The organism is Frankia umida (assembly GCF_023242945.1).
GTDB lineage: Bacteria > Actinomycetota > Actinomycetes > Frankiales > Frankiaceae > Frankia > Frankia umida.
This window is the reverse complement of the sequence record NZ_JALKFT010000021.1, coordinates 39,846-56,397: the sequence shown is the minus strand read 5'-3', so window position 1 is coordinate 56,397 and position 16,552 is coordinate 39,846. Positions and strand designations below refer to the sequence as shown.

Below are 16,552 nucleotides of genomic sequence, written 5' to 3'. Positions count from 1 at the left end.
CTGGGATGGGTGGACCGGGTGACCCGGGTGGGACAGCTGGGACGGCTCAGGGCTCGTAGTCGTAGCGGAACAGGCCGGCGGAGCTCGCGACGATGATGCCGCGGCCGAGGTCGGCGGGCAGCCAGGCGCAGGAGCGGGCGGCGCCGTCGAAGCGCATCATGGTCACCGGCCGCCAGCTGGCCGTGTCCCAGATCCACAACGCGCCGTCGCCGCCGGCGGTGGCCAGCAGGGAGCCGTCCGGAGAGAACCGGGCGTCGCGCACGGTGTGGTTGTGGCCGGTCAGCGTCGCGACGGGATCGCCGTCGTCCAGCCGCCAGATGCGCACCGTGTGGTCGGCGCCGGCGGTCGCGAGCAGCCGGCTGTCGGGGGCGAAGTCCGCGCCGAGCACGTTGTCCAGGTGACCCGAGAGTGTCCGGTGGCAGACCAGGGCGGTGGTCCACAGCCGGACGAGGCGGTCCTCGCCGCCGGTGGCGATCCAGCGGCCGTCCGGGCTCACCGCGCAGGCCACCGCCATTCCCACATGCGCGGGCAGGGCCGCCGACAGTGGCCGTCCACTGATCGCGTCCCAGCGTTGCAGGGTTCCATCAGCGCAACTGGCGGCGATCCAGGTGCCGCTGGGAGCAACGGCGAACGCCTTGATCTCGGTGGTCGCGGTCATCGTGGAAAGCACGGCTCCGGTGGCCGGGTCGACGCGGCGCAGGGCGGCGAGGCTGCCCGGCACGACCACCCAGGACCCGTTCGGCGCGGCCCCGACACCACGGATCATGTCGACGTGACCGGCCAACGTCACCCCGGTCGGCTCGCCGGTCTCCAGATCCCAGACGGCGGTGTTGCCACCATCGGTGTAGGTCACGACCACCGGCCGGCCCCGTTCCCCGGTGGATGCGGGGTCGTCCGAGAGGTCGGAGGTCGGGGTGGGGCGGATGCGCACGACAGCGGCGCCACGCATCTGGTGCTCACGCCCGGTGGCGGACGGCCGGGGCAGGTCGACGTCGGTGGACCACAGCCGGATCGTCCCGTAGCGACCCGAGGCCGCCACCCAGCTTCCGTCCGGGGACAGGACGCAGTGGCGGCTGCCGATCGCCCCGGTCAGATCCACGCGGTGTGCTCCGCTGCGGACATCCCACAGGCGGACCGCGCCCTCCCAGCTCGTCGTGACCAGCAGGTTCCCGTCCCGTCCGACCGCGGCGGCGCGGATCGCCCCGGCCTGCTCACGGATCATCCACACCTCCCGCCAGCCCCTGGACGGCGACCGGTCACAGGACGCGGTCCGCGTGGGGTCCGGATCGTTCGTCCAGCGGCGGAAGGTGCCGTCGGCGCCGGACGAGCCGACCCAGGTGCCGTCCGGGGGCGCGGTCAGCGACAACACCGCGCCGGTGTGGCCGACCAGCCGCGCGTTCGGACGGCCGGTCCTCGGGTCGCAGATCCGCACGATGCCGTCGTCACCCGCGACCGCGATCCAGCGGCCGTGTTCGGCCGCCAGGCAGCACCGCAGCGGCGCGTCGGTGACCGCCACGGTGAACACGACCGCGCCGTCGCGCACCTGCCAGCAGCGCAGCACCCCGTCCACACCCACCGCGAGAATCCGCTGCCCGTCGGGTGTGAACGCGCAGTCGGTGACCGCCCCGGCCGGGCCCCGCAGCACCCGTGGCCCAGCGGACGAACCGTCGGCGCCAGCGGTAACAGCCACACCAGCGGCCTTGCTCTCCTCGGCCGCCTTGCTCTCCTCGGCGACGTCGGTGGCGAGGGGTGGCGCGTCGTCCCAGGTGGAGGGAGCCGGCCACAGCCGGACGGTGCCGTCGGCGCCGGCGGAGGCGACCAGAGTGCCGTCCGGGGACAGGGCACAGGCGTGGACCGCCCCGGTGTGACCGTGCAGCACCCGGCGGCCCGGACCGTCGGGGACCTGCCAGAGCCGCACGGTGCCGTCGGTACCGGCGGAGGCGAGCAGGCCGCTGTCCGCGGCGGCCGCGAGTCCCCCGATCGTGCGCCGATGGCCGACCAGGGTGCGCCGCAACGCGGGATGCGGCTGGTCGGGTCGGGGCCAGCGGCCGGTCAGCCGGGGGGTGGGCACATGGCGGGCCAGGGCGCGGCGGGCGGCGGCGAGCTCGGGGCTGCCGTCCAGGCGGCTGAGCAGGATCGCGCCAAGGAACGCCGGTGGGTCGGTGGGCGAGAGCAGATGGGCGTTCTGCCGGATCACCCGGTGCAGTGCCTCGAGCCGGGGATCGCCCGGGCGGGCGGCCGCGGCGAGGGCGAGATCGGCCTCGAGTGCCACCGGTCCCAGCTGCGGGCGTTGCAGTTTGGCCAGCGTCCAGCGCAGATCCCCCAGCAGCGCCACCGCCGCGTCAACCCGTCCCGCGCCGAGGAGATGCCCCACCAGGTACGTCCAGGCATAGCTGGCGGAGGCCGGCAGCAGCCACCACGGATCGCCGCTCTCACGCGCCAGCGGGAGGTGGGCGTCGCGCAACGCGTCGCACAGAACGGCCTCGAGTTCGGCGAGCCGGGGCGCGCCGACCCGAACCCGCAGGTAGCCGCGCAGCACATCCTGGAGCAGCAACGCGGCGGGGGCCCGCCGGTAGGTGACGACCAGGGACAGATCGGCGAGTTCCTGGCACAGATCGTCGACCTCGTCCGGATCAAGGTCTCCGGTGCGTCCCCAGTAGACGTCCAGGATCGCGCGGGGCACCTCGACGTCCTCGGGGAAGACCGCGAGCTCCAGGTAACGCTGTAGGCGATGGCCGGTGAGCAGGTCAAGGCTCGCCGCCAGGGTCACCTCGACGGCTTCGGCGCGCTGCCCCGCCCGGGTGACGTCCAGGCCGGTGGGGCCGCGGCGTTCCATCCGGCGGCGCACCCGTTCGACGGCGCGGGCCGGGCTCATGCCGTCGCGCACATAGCGCACGAGGGCCCGGTTGACGAGGCTGAGCAGCACCGGCCAGCGTCCGGTGTGGGCCAGCAGCCGTTCGGCTCCCTCGGCCAGAGCACCGTCCGCCACCGGGCCGTCCGCCACCGGGCCGTCCAGCACCACAGCGCCGCCGGTGGACGTGCCGGCGGGCAGCGATCCGGGGGGCAGGTCACGCAGCAGCAGCGCCATGGCCTCGGCCCTGCGCATCGCCGGGATCTCGATCATGCGGCAGCGGGGCAGGACGTCACGAAGCCGGGTGGTGACCAGCCGCATCGTGTTCGGGCCGCCCTGGAGGAACGGCTCCACCTGGTCGCGGCTCCACACGTCGTCGATGACGAGCAGGCGGTCGTCGCCGGCGAGCAGGGTGCCCAGGTGGAAGCCGGCCTGTTCGGGATCGGACAGGGTCGGGCGCACACCGGCCAGGGCCTCGCTGAGATCGTTGATCCGGTCGGCGAGCTGCGCCCCGCGCAGCGACTCACCCACCGTCACCCACAGCAGCCCACCCGGAAACCGGGGTGCGATCTCCACCCGCTGGCAGACCTCCCGGGCCAGGGTCGTCTTGCCGATCCCGCCGGTGCCGTGCAGCACGACCGGCCCGGCGCCCGGCCGCAGCTCGGCGAGCACGGCCGCGGCCAGGCCCGGACGGGGGACGAACCCGTCCCGCAGGACCGGCACCATCCAGGGTGCCGGTGGACGTGCGGCGACCATCGCCTCCGTGGACGCCCCGGCGCTGGTCGTGTCGGCGATGTCGGCGGTCACGGCCGCCGCGGCTCGCCGTTCGGCCTCGCGCAGCTTGACCAGCGCGTCAAGGACGGCGGTTTCCAGCTCCCCGGCGTCACGGAAACCGGCGGTGATGATGCCGGACTCCCGCAGCCGCGCGCGGAAGGCCCGTTGCCGTTCGGCGTAAGCCTCGTCGACGAAGTCACCGAAGGGAACCTCGGCGTGGTAGTCCAGCAGGAACACCAGCCGCGGTATCCCCGCCGCGGTCGCGGTGTCGAACTCGAGCTCGGTGTACGACACCTGCGCCTGCCCCGGGACGGTCGTGCCGTACCGAAAGGCGATGAGCCCCAGGTAGACGTCGGACGACCGCACCGCCCGCACGCAGAACTCGGCCGGATCGGCGTCGCGGGCACCGAAGTACTCCATGTCGATGACCTGGTCTCCGGCGAGCGCCACCGCGCGCTCGGCCGCCGCGACGAACGACCGCTCCCGCGGAAAGCCCCGCAGCTCGGCGGTGTGGCTCAGGAACACCCGCCGAGCGATCCCCTCGCCCGGCCCACCCATCGTCGCGCCGATCGGCCGCCGCGCCGGCTCGGCCGGTGACCGCGAGCCCGACCTGCGACCAGGCGACGCATCAGCCGATACCGACACAACCCGAAACGTATCCGATTCCCACCGTCACCGTCACCATCGCGCACACATCCGGCGAGCGTCCGCTCCGAGCACCACACCCCGGAGCGCCATGATCACCGTGGGCGGCCTGGCCAGCCCGGTGGCCCGGACGAACCCGCGTCGGAGCCGACCAGGTGCAGCAGCCAGTCCGGATAGGTCATCGCCATGAACAGCAGCGTCACCACGGTGGTCAGTTCGACGAGGCCGCCCAGGACATCCCCGGTCAACCCTCCGAGCCGGCGGACGAAGTAGTACCGCAGCGCCACCGAGACCGCGGCCCCGACACACACCGCGATCACCGCGCGGGCGGCCCGCTCGAGATCACCGCCGTCGTAGTCGAACCGCCCGGCGAGGGCTGCCACTCCGCACACCCCGACAAAAGCCACCAGCGCGTCGCGGGTCCGGACCGAACCGGCCACGAACGCGCCGAGACCGTTCGGGTGCGCGGCGGGCGCGGAACTGGCGCAGGCGAGGGTCACCGCGAGCCGCCCGGTCATCACCGCGACCAGCATCGACACGGTGCCCCGGTGCACCGTGATCGCCGCGCCGAGCGCGGTGACCTGCAACAGCACCACGAACAGCACGGCCACCACGCCGAAGGCGCCGATGGTCGGCTCACGCATCACCGCCAGCGCCCGCTCCCGACCACCGGCGTGCCGGGCCCCGAGCCCGTCCGCCAGATCGGCCAGACCGTCCAGGTGCAGGCCGCGGGTTGCCAGCGCCAGCACCGCGATACCCGCCACGGCGGGCAGCAGCGTCTGCGTGCGGCTGCCCGGCATGCCCGTCGAGACCCGCAGGCCGAAGACCACCAGCGCGGCGACCACTCCCAGCACGAGCCCCACCAGCGGAGCCAGGGCCATCGCCCGGCCGGCGACGCGCCGGTCGAGCCGCGCCGGCCCGCGCACCGGTGCGACGGTCAGCAGCGAGAAGGCCGTCCGCAGGGCGACCGTCACGTGGCGTCGCGCTCCTGCGGATGCTCGCCGGAGCCAGCCGCCCCATCCGACTCGGCCTTCCCGCTCACCCCCGCCTGATCGAAGGTGGCCATCTCGGCGAGCGTCGCCTGCGCCGCCCGCACCAGCGGGACGGCCAGCAGCGCGCCGGTGCCCTCACCCAGGCGCAGCCCGACGTCGAGCAGTGGGGTGAGCCCGAGCGCGCCCAACGCGTAGGCCTGGGCTGGTTCCGGCGAGCGGGTGCCGGCGACCCACCAGTTCTTCGCCCCCGGCGCGATGTGCTCGGCCGCCAGCGCCGCCGCGCAGACGATCACCCCGTCGAGCACCACCGGGGTGCGCCGCACCGCCGCCTGCACCAGCAGGCCGGCGAGCGCCATCAGATCCGCACCGCCGGTGACGCGCAGCACCGTGTGCGCGTTGTCGGCGAACGGCCGGCCGCGGCGCATCGCATCCCGGATCGCCGCGGTCTTCACCATCCACCGCGCGTCATCGATACCGGTGCCGCGCCCGACGACCTCGATCGGCTCCCGCCCCGTCAGCAGCGCGACGACCGCGGCCGCCGGCGTCGTGTTCCCGATCCCCATCTCGCCGGGCACCAGCAGATCGGCGCCGGCATCCACCTCCTCGTCAGCGATCATGCGCCCGATGTCGAAGGCCCGCTCCCCCTCCTCGACGCTGAGCGCGTCCGCGCGGTCGATCCGGTCACTCGCCCGCCGGACCCGGTAACGCCCCGGCGGCCCGCTGCCGTCGACCCCGCCCGGGGTGGCCGGCTCCGGGGTGTCGACCGCGACATCCACCACCCGCACCTCGGCACCGACCTGCCGGGCGAGCACGTTGACCGCCGCCCCGCCCGCGGCGAAGTTCGCCACCATCTGTGCGGTCACATCGCTGGGAAACGCCGACACACCCACACTGGCGATACCGTGATCGGCCGCGACGATCACGGCCCGCACCCGCGCGAACGCCCGCGGCGGGCACATCCCCTGCACCCCGGCGATCCAGACCGACAGCTCCTCGAGGCGCCCCAACGCCCCCGGCGGCTTGGTCAGCTGCCCCTGCCGGGCGACAGCGGCCGCCATCGCCACCCCATCCAGCACCGGGACAGCCGGCACGCCCCCCATCCCGCGCCCCGTGGCGCCCAGGCCGGCGAGGCCACCGCCGGGTTCGCCGCCCCTCTCACCATCAGCGGTGCTGGCCACGTCGCCGGAGACTCCGCTGTTCGCGGCTTGGGAATCCACGACTCCCTTACTACCCGATTCCTACGACAACTCCGCCACGCCCCCACCCCGGAAGCGGCGACCCCGGCCTCGGCCGGGCCGACCAGACGGTTTCGCGCGGCTCCAGGGGCCAGCGGCGGTCAGAGGTCGACGATCCGCGAGAGGCGACCTACCGCGGCGAGGAATCGACGAAAGGCGGCCGCACGACGGTCATCGGACTCGGGCGGCCACGGACGTCGACGTGGACGGTGGCGCCCTCGGTGATCCCGCGGTCGAGCAGGGCGAGGCCGATGCCCTCCCGCCGGGAGGGGGAGAAGGTTCCGCTGGTGACCTCGCCGATCGGATCGCCGGCGGGCGAGGTCACGGCCATGTGGGCGCGCGGGATCGCCCGTCCGGTCGCCCGCAGGCCCCACAGGAGCCGACCGGCGCCGGCCGCACGCTCGGCGAGCAGCGCGTCGCGCCCCCAGAAGGACGGCTTGTCCCAGCCGACCGCCCAGCCCGACCGGGCCTGCACCGGGGTGATCGACCGGGAGAGATCCTGACCGTGCAGCGGGTAGCCCATCTCGGTGCGCAGGGTGTCCCGGGCGCCGAGGCCGACGGGTGACACGTCGAACGCGGCTCCGGCGGCGAACAGGGCGTCCCACAGGGCAGGCGCGTCCGCCCAGCGGGGCAGCAGCTCGAAGCCCCGTTCACCGGTGTAACCGGAGCGGCAGACGATGACCGGCAGACCCTTCCACGATGCCTCGACGAAACTCATGTACGCGCCGTCGGTCGGCAGTTCGAGCGCGGCGACGAGCTGGGGGGCGGCGGGTCCCTGCACGGCGAGGACCGCCAGATCGGCGTGCCGGTTGGTGACCGTCACCGCGGGCGGTGCGGCGGCGGCCAGCAGGGCGGCGACCTCGGCGTTGTTCGCCGCGTTCGGGACGAGCAGCACGTGCTCGTCCGAGATCAGATAGGCGATCAGGTCGTCGACGACCCCGCCGTCCTCGGTGCAGCACAGGGTGTACTGGGCCTGACCGGGCTGGATGCGGGCGAGGTCGTTGGTCAGGCAGGCGTTGACGAACGCGGCCGCACCGGGACCGGTGACCTCCGCCTTGCCGAGATGACTGACGTCGAAGACACCGACCGCGGTGCGCACCGCCTGGTGCTCGGCGAGGACGCCGCGCCCCGCGTACTCGATCGGCATCTCCCAGCCGCCGAACTCCGCGAGCTTCGCGCCGAGCGCCACATGCCGGTCGTACAGCGGAGATCGCCGCAGCTCTGCCATGGCGCCCAGCCTAAAGGAGCCATCGCGATCCCGACCCGGTCGGCGGCCAACCCGGAGCGACCCCCCATAACGGCCAGCGCCGCTGTCGACACCGATGTCGGCACCGCGGCCGCGAGGGCATCGTCTCGTTCAATACGCTCACCGCATGACCAGCCTCGCGCCCAGCGCCACAGCCCTTGTCGATCTCGCGGTGGACGCGGTGGTGATCGCGACCACGACCGGAGCGGACGGGCTCGAGGTCACCACCGGCGCCGGCGGGCTGGACGAGGCCCTCGACGGGCGGCTCGTGGACGTGCTCACCTCGCTGGGCGCGACGGGACGGGTCGGGGAGGTGGTGCGGTTCGCGACGCTCGGGGCAGTGCGGGCGGCGACCGTCGTCGCGGTGGGCCTGGGGCCGAGCCCGACCGAGGACGCGCCCCTGGACTCCGAGGTTCTGCGCCGCGCGGCCGGAACAGCGGTGCGGGCGAGCGCCGGGCGCTCGAGTGTGGCACTCGCCCTGGCCGCCGCACCGGGGGCGGTCTCGACCGAGTCGGTGCGGGCGGTCGCCGAAGGCGCGCTGCTCGGCGCCTACACCTTCGACCAGTTGCGGACGGTCTCGGCGGCGGGGCGGCCGGCTCCCGTGCAGGAGCTCACCCTCGTCGTCGACGAGTCGAGCCTGCCGCTGGCCGCCGCCGAGGTCGACCGGGCCGTGATCACCACGGCGGCGGTCCGGCTGGTGCGGGACCTGGTGAACACACCGCCAAGCCACCTGTCCCCGGCGCTGCTCGCCGACCTCGCCCGCGAGCAGGCCGGCGCCGCCGGGATCGGGGTCGAGGTGCTGGACGAGACCGCCCTGGCCGAAGGTGGCTACGGCGGGATTCTCGGGGTCGGGCAGGGATCGGTGAACCCACCGCGGCTGATCCGCCTCGAGTGGCGCGGTGACGACGCCGTGCATCCGGCGATCGCGCTGGTCGGCAAGGGCATCACCTTCGACTCCGGCGGTCTGTCGCTCAAGCCGTCCACGGCGATGGAATGGATGAAGGCCGACATGGCGGGCGCCGCCTCGGTGCTCGCCGCGCTGATCGCGATCGCGCGGCTGCGCCTGCCGATCACCGTGGTCGGCTGGCTGCCGTGCGCGGAGAACATGCCCTCCGGGGAGGCCATCCGACCGTCCGACGTGCTGACGATGCGTGGTGGGAAGCGGGTCGAGGTGCTCAACACCGACGCCGAGGGGCGGCTCGTGCTCGCCGACGCGCTCGTGCGCGCGGCCGAGGAGTCACCGGCGATGATCGTCGACGTCGCGACGCTCACCGGCGCCCAGATCGTCGCGCTCGGCCAGCGCACCAGCGGGCTGATGGGCCGGGGCGACGCGCTGGACACGGTCGCGACCGCGGCGGCGGACGCCGGGGAGAGCGTCTGGCCGATGCCGCTGCCGCCGGAGCTGCGCAAGGGCCTCGACTCGACCGTCGCCGACCTCGCCAACGTCGCGCCGGGCGGCAGCCGCGAGGGCGGAATGCTGGTGGCTGCCCACTTCCTGGGCGCGTTCGTCGCCGAGGACCTCCCATGGGCGCACCTCGACATCGCCGGGCCCTCCTGGAACAGCGGGGAGCCCTACGGGCACACGCCCAAAGGCGGCACCGGCGTGATTGTCCGCACCCTCGTGCGACTCGCCGAGAACCAGGCGGTCCGCACCGACTGAACAGGTACGGGTGCGGGCATCCGCACCCGCTATCACATCTGCACCCGCATCCGCTCGCGCCCATGGCCGGCGCACGCGACGCATTGCACTCCCCCATCCGAGCGGCGGGCGGGTAGCGGCGTGAAAGACTGGCTTCGGACCGACGTGATGTGACAGTCGTGGCCCCAGAACGCCGGCCCACCAGGCAACGCACAACGAAACCGCGCGAGGCGGGCCAGTCTGGCGGGGTTTCGTGACGTCAACGAGAAGGGACCCAAGGCGTGGCGGACTCAGCGGCCGGTCCCGTCGACCTGGTCGTTCTCGGCGGCGGTAGCGGTGGGTACGCTGCCGCGCTACGCGCCGCCGAACTCGGCCGCAGCGTCGCCCTGATCGAGAAGGACAGGCTCGGCGGCACCTGCCTGCACCGAGGATGCATCCCGACCAAGGCGCTGCTGCACTCGGCGGAGATCGTCGACTCCATCAACGACAGCGAGGCCTTCGGGATCCGCGCGACCCTCGACGGCATCGACATGGCGCAGGTCCACGCCTACAAGGACTCGGTCGTCGCCGGCCTGTTCAAGGGGCTGAGCGGGCTGATCCGCTCGCGCGGCATCGAGGTCATCGAGGGTGTCGGGCGTCTGGTGTCCCCGACCGCCGTCTCCGTCGGGGACAGGGTGGTCACCGGCCGGCACGTGGTGCTCGCCACCGGCTCGCGACCCAGATCGCTACCCGGCCTCGAGATCGACCACGAGCGGGTCCTCACCAGCGACGACGCGCTGACGCTCGACCGGGTACCCGCCTCCGTCGTCGTGCTCGGCGCCGGGGCGATCGGCTGCGAGTTCGCCTCGGTGTGGCGCTCGTACGGCGCCGAGGTGACCATCGTCGAGGCGTTGGCGCACCTCGTCCCACTCGAGGACGAGTCCAGCTCCCGCCTGTTGGAACGCGCGTTCCGCAAGCGTGGCATCACGCTGGAGCTCGGCGCCCGCTTCGCCGGGGTGAAGACCACCGACCACGGCGTGACGGTGTCGTTGGAGAACGGCACGACCATCGACGCGGAGCTGCTGCTCGTCGCGGTGGGCCGCGGGCCGGTCTCGGCGGGCCTGGGCTTCGAGGAGGTCGGGGTGGCCATGGACCGCGGCCACGTCCTGGTCGACCGTGAACTGCGCACGAACATCCCGACCATCTCCGCGCTCGGTGACCTGCGCCCCGGTCCGCAGCTCGCCCACGTCGGCTTCGCCGAGGGCATCTACCTCGCCGAACGGCTCGCCGGCGGCAACCCGGTGCCCGTCGATCACGACAACATCCCCCGGGTCACCTACTCCCATCCCGAGGTCGCCTCCGTGGGGCTCACGGTGGCAGCGGCCCGGGAGCGGCACGGTGAGATCCGCACCTTCACCTACAACCTGGCCGGCAACGGCAAGGCCCAGATCCTGCGGACCGCCGGAGCGGTGACCCTGGTGGCGCTGCCCGACGGCCCCGTGGTCGGCGTCCACATGGTCGGCGACCGGGTCGGCGAGCTGATCGCCGAGGCGGAGCTCATCACGAACTGGGAGGCCGAACCGGCCGAGGTCGCCCAGCTCATCCACCCGCATCCCACCCTGTCGGAGGCCCTTGGCGAGGCGCATCTGGCGCTGGCCGGCAAGCCGCTGCACGTCCACGGCTAGCCGCGGGTCGCCGGCAACCCACGTACGTACCACCGCTGGTACGCACCACCGCCAGCGGGTCCAGACCCCCAGCACGCAAAGACACGGCGTCAAACGCTCCGGCCGGCCGCTCTCGCGGTGCATGCCGGTTGCGACGAAGGAGTCGTTCCAGCATGTCTGTATCTGTCACGATGCCCCGGCTCGGGGAGAGTGTCTCCGAGGGAACCGTCACCCGATGGCTGAAGCAGGAAGGCGAGCGCGTCGAAGCCGACGAGCCGCTTCTTGAGGTCAGCACGGACAAGGTTGACACCGAGATCCCCGCCCCGGCCTCCGGCGTCATCAGCTCGATCAAGGTCGCCGAGGACGAGACCGTCGAGGTCGGTGTCGAGCTCGCGGTCATCGACGACGGGTCCGGCGGCGGCGAGGCGGCCCCGGCCGCCGCCGCGGCCGAGCCCCCCGCGGCGCCCGAGCCCGAACCCACACCGACCCCGGAGCCGGCCAAGCCCGCGGCCGCAGCTCCGCCGCCGCCCGCTCCGGCTCCGGCTCCGGCTCCCGCCGCGCCGCCGGTGCCCGCACCCGCGCCGCAGCCGGTGCCCGCTCAGGCCGCGGCCGCACCCGCGGCCTCGGCCAACGGCGACGGCGGCATCGGCCGTTACGTCACCCCGCTCGTGCGCAAGATGGCGGCCGAGTTCGGCGTTGACCTGGCCGACGTCGCCGGAACCGGCCCCGGCGGTCGGATCACCAAGCAGGACATCCAGGACGCGGCCCGCTCCGGCGGCGCTCCGGCCACCCCCGCCACCCCCGCTCCCGCTCCCGCTCCCGCCACGGCGGCACCCGCTCCCGCGGCACCCGCCGCACCGTCGACGGCACCCGCCGCGCCGGTGCGTGGGCGCACGGAGAAGCTGTCCCGGCTGCGGGCCCTGGTGGCCCGGCGGATGGTGGAGTCGCTGCAGATCAGCGCCCAGCTGACCACCGTCGTCGAGGCGGATGTGACGCGCATCGCGAAGCTGCGGGACCGGGCCAAGGCGGGCTTCGCCACCCGCGAAGGCCTCAAGCTGTCGTTCCTGCCGTTCTTCGCGCTCGCCACCTGCGAGGCGCTGCGCGAGTTCCCGCAGCTCAACGCCAGCATCGACGTGGACGCCGGGACCGTCACCTACCACGGTGACGAGAACCTCGGCATCGCCGTGGACTCCGAGCGCGGCCTGGTCGTGCCGGTCATCCACAGCGCGGGCAACCTGAACCTGACCGGCCTGGCCCGCAAGATCGACGACCTGGCCAGCCGCACCCGCGCGAACAGGATCTCCCCGGACGAGCTCGGTGGGGGGACGTTCACCCTCACCAACACCGGCAGCCGGGGCGCCCTGTTCGACACCCCGATCCTCAACCAGCCGCAGGTCGGCATCCTCGGCACCGGGATCGTCACCAAGAAGCCGGCGGTCATCGACGACCCGGACCTCGGCGAGATCATCGCCGTGCGCTCCAGCGTCTACCTGTCGCTGACCTACGACCACCGGATCGTCGACGGCGCGGACGCCGCCCGTTTCCTCACCTTCATCAAGCGGCGGCTCGAGGAAGGTGCCTTCGAGGCCGACCTCGGCCTTTAGCCCGCCGCAGGTAGCTCGCCGGCAGGCGTGGGGGACCTGGCGACCCGCCCAGGTCCCCCACGCCTGCCCCTGTGGTCATATCTGGCTCATCGTGGCCGGTCGGCTCGCATCGCGCACCGCGACCGACCACGATGAGCAGCCATGCGCATCGTGGTGACCGGGGCGTCCGGTCTGATCGGCTCGGCGCTCGTGCCTGCCCTGCGTGACGACGGGCACGAGGTGCAGGTCCTCGTCCGGCGTCCACCCCGTGCCCCCGGCGAGATCAGCTGGGATCCGGTCGCCGGCCGGCTGGACCCGGCGGCACTCGTCGGCGTCGACGCCGCGATTCACCTCGCCGGCGCCGGCATCGGCGACCATCGCTGGACCACGTCCTACCGCCAGACGCTGCGCACCAGCCGCATCGACACCACCAGGCTGCTCGCCCGTACCCTCGCCGGCCTCAGCCCGCGACCGGGGGTGCTGCTGTCCGGCAGCGCCATCGGGTGGTACGGCACCGACGCGGGTGGCGATGCCGGCCCACTCGACGAGTCGGCGCCGCCCGGCGACGGATTCCTCGCCAGGCTGGTCGCGGACTGGGAGGCCTCGGCCCAGCCAGCCCGGGACGCCGGCATTCGCGTCTGCACCCTGCGCACCGGGGTCGTGCTCGCCGCGGACGGCGGAGCGCTGGCGCGGCAGCTGCCGCTGTTTCGGTTCGGCCTCGGTGGTCGGCTCGGCTCCGGCCGCCAGTGGCTGAGCTGGATCACTCTGAACGATCATGTCCGCGCGCTGCGCTTCCTGCTGGACGACACCCCCGACGCCCCCGGCGCGACCGTGGCCGGCCCGGTGAACCTGGTCGCACCCGAACCGGTGACCAACGCCCGCTTCACCGCGGCGCTCGCCGGAGTGCTGCACCGCCCGGCGTTCGCCGTCGTGCCCCGCGTCGCGCTGCGCCTCGCCCTCGGCGGATTCGCCGAGGAGGGCGTGCTCGCCTCCCAACGCCTGACGCCGGCCGCGCTGACCGACGCGGGCTTCCATTTCACCCAGCCCGCCATCGACAACGCCCTGCGCTCGGTACTGATCCGCGAGCCCTGACCCGCGCCCGCCGCCGCGTTCCGCCACGGCCGCTACCGCTGCCGCCGCCTCCTCCCAGCCAGCCGGCAGCCCGGTGGACGACGGCCGGTGGACGACGGTCAGCCGGTGACGGTGAACGACTGCGACACCCGCCAGCCTGCCGCCAGATGCACGAGCACGAGATCTCGCTCGGTGGGGTTCTTGGCGTTCTGATGGCTGACGACCTCACCCCCGGCGTCGAGGAAGTCGTAGGCCCCCAGCCGGTCGGTGACCCGCAGGACGGTCTGCTCGGAGGAGCTGGAACGCACCTGCAAGGCGAGGATCTCGGTGCGCAGCGGCGACGAGTGCGCACCCCGGCTGACGATCGCGCGTATCAGGGCGAGGTCGTCGTTGTGTGCCTGGCTGCCAGGCGCATCCGAACCGGTCAGCAGCGCCTCCTCACCCCGTTCGAACGCCCGACTGCGGGCGGTGTTGAGCTCACCGAGCACACCACGCCAGACCTGTTCCGCCGAGCGCCCGGCCACCGGCGAGGCCGTCGGCTGCCGGGCGGCTCCCGAGGCCGCCCCCGCCCCGCCGGACACGGCGGGATTGGTGGCGGCGGATCCCGACGGCGCGCCCCGCTCCGGGCCACCGTCGTCGGACGGGCTGGTCAGCAGCAGCACCGCGGCCACCACCGCCACGAACAACCCGACACCGGCGGTGGTCGGCAGCAGCCAGCCACCACGACGGCCGCCGTCGTGGTGCGACCGCCGGTTCCCGCCCGAACGGCCCTCACGCCTGGCCGGACCGGCCGCGGGTGGCGCCGGCCGCGCCTGCGCGTCCCGGCTGTCGCCGCCCGGTCGTTCACGATCGATGGTCGCCGCCGCCCCGGCCGCGCTGGCCGCCGGCTGGCCACGCCCGGACGGGCGGGAGCCCCGCCGCGGCGAGGTCGACCGCCGGGGCAGCGCCGGCAGCGAATCGAGCAGCTCACCGGCCAGGGGCGCGGTGGCGCCGGTGGTCGACCGGGACCTGCGCTCGCTGTCCCCCGCATCGCTGTCGAAGTCACCCCCGCCGCCCTGACCGGCGCCGCCGACCGGCGGGTCGAGACGGGCACCGGAGAGCAGCCGCGGCCGCGCGTCCCCCTGCGGTGGACGGCCGGGCAGGTCGTGCACCGTGGCGCCGCCCGCGCCGAAACCGGCTCCGGAACCCTCGGGTTCGGGCAGGTCAAGGCGCACGGGTAGCGGCGTCGCGCTGCGGGCGAGCACCGCGGCCAGATCATCGGCGCTCGGCCGGCGCTGCGCGTCGTCGACCATCGCCGTGGCGACCGCGACCGCCACCGCGGCCGCCTCCGGCCCGGTCGCCTCCCGCATCGACTCCAACAGGATGGTGGCCAGATCGTGGACATCACCAGCGGCCGCCAGGGGGAACTTCTCCGCCGCCCGGGTCGCGTCGGCCAGGGCGGCCACGCCCAGGCCGACCAGGACCGGTCGACCGGTCGGCTCCAGCAGGACGTCCTCCGGCCCGAGCCGGCCATGGACGATGCCGAGGGCGTGCGCGGCCCCCAGAGCCTGCGCGATCGGCAGGCCCACGGTGACGACCTCACCGGGATCGAGCGTGCCGCGAGCCGACAGCAGCCGGGCGAGGCTGATCGCCCCACCGACCGGTTCGGTGATCAGCGCCAGGCCATCGGAGGTCGGCAGCACCGCGATCACGGGCACCAGATGGGGATGGCTCAGCTCGGCGGTCAGTTCCGCCGCGGCCAGCGCGGCGGAACGCAGCACCGGATCGGGTGCCAGGCGCACCCGCCGCACCACGCATTCCGCGCCGGACTGCTCGATCTGCCCGGCCCACAGCTCGCCGGCGCCCGCACCCCGCAGCCGTGAGCGTACGCTCACGCCCGGCACGTCGGGTGCGCCACCAGCCCGCCGGGCCGGCCGGCCGGGGGGATCGTCCGAGAAGGTCACAAGTAGCGACGCTAGGCTCAAAACCGGCGATACAGCAGACTTCTTGGCCAGCTGTGGATAACTTTTTCCGACGCCCAGGTCCGTCCAGCAGAAAGCGATGTGCCGTGCAGATCCTCGCCACCAGCGCCGGTTTCCTCCCCGACGGCCGCTACGGAGCGCGGGTCGGTCCCGTCCTGCACCACGCCCTGGAACTCGCCGGCGCCGGCCCACGGCCACGGCTGTGCCTGTTGCAGACCGCCCTCGGCGACGACCAGAGCGCCTACGCCCGTGGCTACGCGGCCTTCAACCGGGATCGGCCGGACGTGGTGCTGTCCCACCTGGCGTTGTTCCCGATGCCCAACATCGTCGACATCCGGGCCCACCTGCTGGCCCAGGACGTCATCTGGGTCGGCGGTGGCAGCGTGGCGAACCTGCTCGCGGTATGGGCGACGCACGGGCTCGGTGAGATCCTCCGGGCGGCGTGGGAGGCCGGTGTCGTCCTGGGCGGGGTGTCCGCCGGGTCACTGTGCTGGCATGTCGGCGGCACCACCGACTCGTTCGGGCCGCAACTGCGCCCGGTGACGAACGGCCTGGCCCTGCTGCCGTTCAGCAACACCCCGCACTACGATTCCGAGCCCGGACGCCGTCCCCTCTACCAGCGTCTCGTGGCCAACGGCACCCTCCCCGCCGGCTGGGCCACCGACGATGGGGTCGGCCTGCACTTTCGGGGCACGGCCCTGGTGGAGGCCGTCGCCGACCGCCCTGGCGCCCGCGCCTGGCGGGTCGAACCCGGACCGAACGGCACCGCGGTGGAGACCCCGGTCGAGCCCAGACTGCTCCCCGGCGCACTGCCCGACACCACCCGCTGACGTCCACCCCCGCACCCGCCCCGCGCCGGACGGTCCGCGCCGCGGACCGTCCCCGCCCTACCGCTGACGGTCGCGGCTGGTT

Annotated in this window: 10 protein-coding genes; 5 read left to right on the top strand and 5 right to left on the bottom strand. The window is 73.9% G+C overall.

What is annotated here, in order from left to right:
• Window positions 1-46: 46 nt before the first annotated feature.
• From MXD59_RS18750 to gcvT, 4 genes are all read right to left on the bottom strand, one after another.
• The gene (locus MXD59_RS18750) at window positions 47-4,183 is read right to left on the bottom strand and encodes a DUF4062 domain-containing protein (RefSeq protein ID WP_248825967.1); all 4,137 of its coding nucleotides are present in this window, start codon (window positions 4,181-4,183) and stop codon (window positions 47-49) included.
• Between the two features lie 182 nt (window positions 4,184-4,365).
• Window positions 4,366-5,244, bottom strand: a complete 879-nt coding sequence (locus tag MXD59_RS18745; RefSeq protein ID WP_248825966.1) for an adenosylcobinamide-GDP ribazoletransferase — start codon at window positions 5,242-5,244, stop codon at window positions 4,366-4,368.
• Window positions 5,241-6,479, bottom strand: a complete 1,239-nt coding sequence (gene cobT, locus MXD59_RS18740) for a nicotinate-nucleotide--dimethylbenzimidazole phosphoribosyltransferase (protein ID WP_248825965.1) — start codon at window positions 6,477-6,479, stop codon at window positions 5,241-5,243. Before cobT ends, MXD59_RS18745 begins: the two co-directional genes overlap by 4 nt.
• A 148-nt stretch (window positions 6,480-6,627) precedes the next feature.
• Complete coding sequence (gene gcvT / locus MXD59_RS18735) at window positions 6,628-7,725, bottom strand: glycine cleavage system aminomethyltransferase GcvT (RefSeq protein ID WP_248825964.1); 1,098 nt, start codon at window positions 7,723-7,725, stop codon at window positions 6,628-6,630.
• 145 nt (window positions 7,726-7,870) lie between these two features.
• Between gcvT and MXD59_RS18730 the strand changes: the two genes are divergently transcribed.
• The 4 genes from MXD59_RS18730 to MXD59_RS18715 all read left to right on the top strand — a co-directional run bounded on the left by MXD59_RS18730 (window position 7,871) and on the right by MXD59_RS18715 (window position 13,700).
• Window positions 7,871-9,403, top strand: coding sequence for a leucyl aminopeptidase (locus MXD59_RS18730; RefSeq protein WP_248825963.1), 1,533 nt, complete (start codon window positions 7,871-7,873; stop codon window positions 9,401-9,403).
• A gap of 260 nt (window positions 9,404-9,663) precedes the next feature.
• Window positions 9,664-11,046 carry a dihydrolipoyl dehydrogenase gene (gene lpdA / locus MXD59_RS18725; RefSeq protein ID WP_248825962.1) on the top strand — a complete coding sequence of 461 codons (1,383 nt, stop codon included), beginning with the start codon at window positions 9,664-9,666 and terminating at the stop codon, window positions 11,044-11,046.
• 152 nt (window positions 11,047-11,198) lie between these two features.
• Window positions 11,199-12,629 carry a 2-oxoglutarate dehydrogenase, E2 component, dihydrolipoamide succinyltransferase gene (sucB, locus tag MXD59_RS18720; RefSeq protein ID WP_248825961.1) on the top strand — a complete coding sequence of 477 codons (1,431 nt, stop codon included), beginning with the start codon at window positions 11,199-11,201 and terminating at the stop codon, window positions 12,627-12,629.
• A gap of 141 nt (window positions 12,630-12,770) precedes the next feature.
• Window positions 12,771-13,700, top strand: a complete 930-nt coding sequence (locus tag MXD59_RS18715; protein WP_248825960.1) for a TIGR01777 family oxidoreductase — start codon at window positions 12,771-12,773, stop codon at window positions 13,698-13,700.
• A 98-nt stretch (window positions 13,701-13,798) separates the two neighbouring features.
• Here MXD59_RS18715 and MXD59_RS18710 read toward each other — a convergent pair whose 3' ends face one another.
• Window positions 13,799-15,553 carry a protein kinase family protein gene (locus MXD59_RS18710; protein WP_248825959.1) on the bottom strand — a complete coding sequence of 585 codons (1,755 nt, stop codon included), beginning with the start codon at window positions 15,551-15,553 and terminating at the stop codon, window positions 13,799-13,801.
• Window positions 15,554-15,726: 173 nt separating this feature from the next.
• Here MXD59_RS18710 and MXD59_RS18705 point away from each other — a divergent pair, with 173 nt between their 5' ends.
• On the top strand, window positions 15,727-16,470 hold the full coding sequence (locus tag MXD59_RS18705) for a Type 1 glutamine amidotransferase-like domain-containing protein (protein WP_248815996.1): 744 nt from the start codon (window positions 15,727-15,729) through the stop codon (window positions 16,468-16,470).
• Window positions 16,471-16,552: the final 82 nt, after the last annotated feature.